The following is a 2163-nucleotide window of genomic DNA, read 5'->3' on the forward strand; positions in this document are numbered from 1 at the left end:
TGTCGGCTCCGGTTGAATTCTGAGCAGCCTGCTCCGGTTGAAAAGTGAGCAGGTTTACGGGGTTGAGTCTGCCTGACGATCGGCTTCCACGGAGGGTAGGGACTCGATCGCGGTGTGTTTGATGCGGTAGCTGGCGCCTTTGAGGGCGATGACGTCGGCGTGGTGGACGATGCGGTCGATCATTGCCGAGGCGATGGTGGCCTCGCCGAAGACCTGTCCCCATCTGGAGAATGGCAGGTTGGAGGTCAAGATGATCGACGACTTCTCGTAGCGGGTCGAGACCAGCTGGAAGAACAGGTTGGCCGCTTCGGTGTCGAAGGGGATGTAGCCGACTTCGTCGATGACGATGAGCCCGTAACGGCTGATCTTGCGTAGTTCGGCCTCGAGGCGGCCGATGCGGTGCGCTTCGGCCAGGCGGGTGATCCAGCCGGTGGCCGGGGCGAACGCTACCCGGTGCCCGGCGTGCGCGGCGGCGATCGCCAGTGCGGTGGCCAGATGGGTTTTGCCGGTGCCCGGTGGGCCGAGTAGGACGATGTTGCGGGCTTCGGCGAGCCAGCCGCCGGCTTCTAGGCGGGCGATCTGGGCGCGGTCGACGGCGGGCTGGGCGGTGAAGTCGAAGTCGGTGATCGTCTTGATCGCTGGGAATCCGGCGTATCGGATGCGTTGGCGAGCACCGGATTCCGCGCGGGCATTGGACTCCACCGCCAGCACGGCACCGAGGTAGTCCTCCAGCGACCAGTTCGCTTCTCGGCCTTGTTCAGCCAGCCGGTGATAGTGCTCGGCAATGCGCGGGGCCTTCAGCAAGCGGGCTTGATGGGCGATGAGCTTGTCGGCATCGCCTGGTGCCGACGGCGGACGCTTGGCGGGCATCAGGCGACCTCCCCGGTCCCGAACCGCGCGTCATAGGCACTCAGATCGGCGACCTCGACGTCCACCGCCAGGTGCGCACCTGCGGCGGGGCGGGTGCGGAACTGCTCCCGTAACACCGCAGCTGACCTCAGGTGATCAGGTTCAGTGACTAAACCGCCTGTGCCCCATAGTCGTTCATGGTCGGCGACTAGCCGGTCCCCGCAGCGGGCGGCGATCCGGTCCAGGCTCGTCGTGACGGTGATCATCCGTCCGATCACCTCCGGGTGCACCGAGTACGCGTTGCCCGCGCAGCTGACGTAGTAGTCGCGCCCCAACCGTGTCGTGGTCGTCGTGCCGACCGCCGGGGCCACCGGCGGGAGCGCGGTCATCGCCACCCGGTCCGCGACAAGCGCATCGGCGGGAATCAGGCCGGTGGTGGCGTGGGTGCGGCGGTTGGCGATGGCGGCCAGCCACGCCCACAGTTGGGCGTTGAAGTCTGCCGACGAGGCGAAGGTTCGACCGGGCAGAAATGAGGTCTCCAGATAACCATTGGCGCGCTCCACCAGCCCCTTGGATTCCGGGTCATAGGGTCGGGCCTGAATCAGCCGGGTACCCAGCACCCCGCAGAACCCGGCCACCCCCTCGGCCAGGCGGCCGCGTTGGCCGATACCGGACTCGTTGTCCCACAACAGTGTTCGAGGCACCGCACCAATCCCGTCGGCAATCAGGTGCCACATCCCGGCCAGCAGATCCCCGGTGACCCGCGACGGGATCATCATCGCGGCGATGAACCGCGAATATGCGGCGACCATCACCAGCACCGGAAACGAGCGCAGGGCCCCGGCGTGATCGGGGACGAGCTGACCGGGAAACCACAGGTCGCACTGCACCTGTTCGCCGGGTAGATGCACCAGACGGTCACACGGATCGGCCGGCGCGTACTCCGGTCGGAGCCGGGCGACGTTCTCGGCGAACCAGGAATGCCCACCGGTCCAGCCGACCCGCTGCGCAAGCACCGTCGCCGGCATCGTCGGAAACTGCCTCAGCAGCACCCGCACCGCCAACTCGATCTGCGCCCACGCCGAGGTCGTCGAGGGTGCGCGTTCATAGCGTGGTGGCGCATCGGCGTTGATCGCCTTAGCCACGGTGTTGCGCGACAGCGACAACCGCCGCGCGATCGCAGCCTGCGACAAGTTCTCCGACCGATACAGCCGGCGAATCTCCGCCCAATCCTCCACAGTGATCACTCTCCAATCAGAAGGGTGCTCACTTTTCGACCGGAACTACCTGCTCACTTTTCGACCGCAGCCGACA

General features: G+C 66.4%; 2 protein-coding genes. Both read right to left on the minus strand.

What is annotated here, in order from left to right:
• Positions 1-54: 54 nt before the first annotated feature.
• Positions 55-870, minus strand: coding sequence for an IS21-like element helper ATPase IstB (gene istB, locus AC5Y39_RS21195; RefSeq protein WP_500021688.1), 816 nt, complete (start codon positions 868-870; stop codon positions 55-57).
• A complete protein-coding gene (gene istA / locus AC5Y39_RS21200; RefSeq protein ID WP_500021690.1) occupies positions 870-2087 on the minus strand; it encodes an IS21 family transposase in 1218 nt (405 codons plus the stop codon). Before istA ends, istB begins: the two co-directional genes overlap by 1 nt.
• Positions 2088-2163 lie beyond the last annotated feature (76 nt).

This window comes from Mycobacterium sp. NGS39, from assembly GCF_059812765.1.

Excerpts from the sequence above, each read along its gene's own strand:
- istB (WP_500021688.1), bottom strand. The coding sequence starts at position 870 with ATGCCCGCCAAGCGTCCGCCGTCGGCACCAGGCGATGCCGACAAGCTC.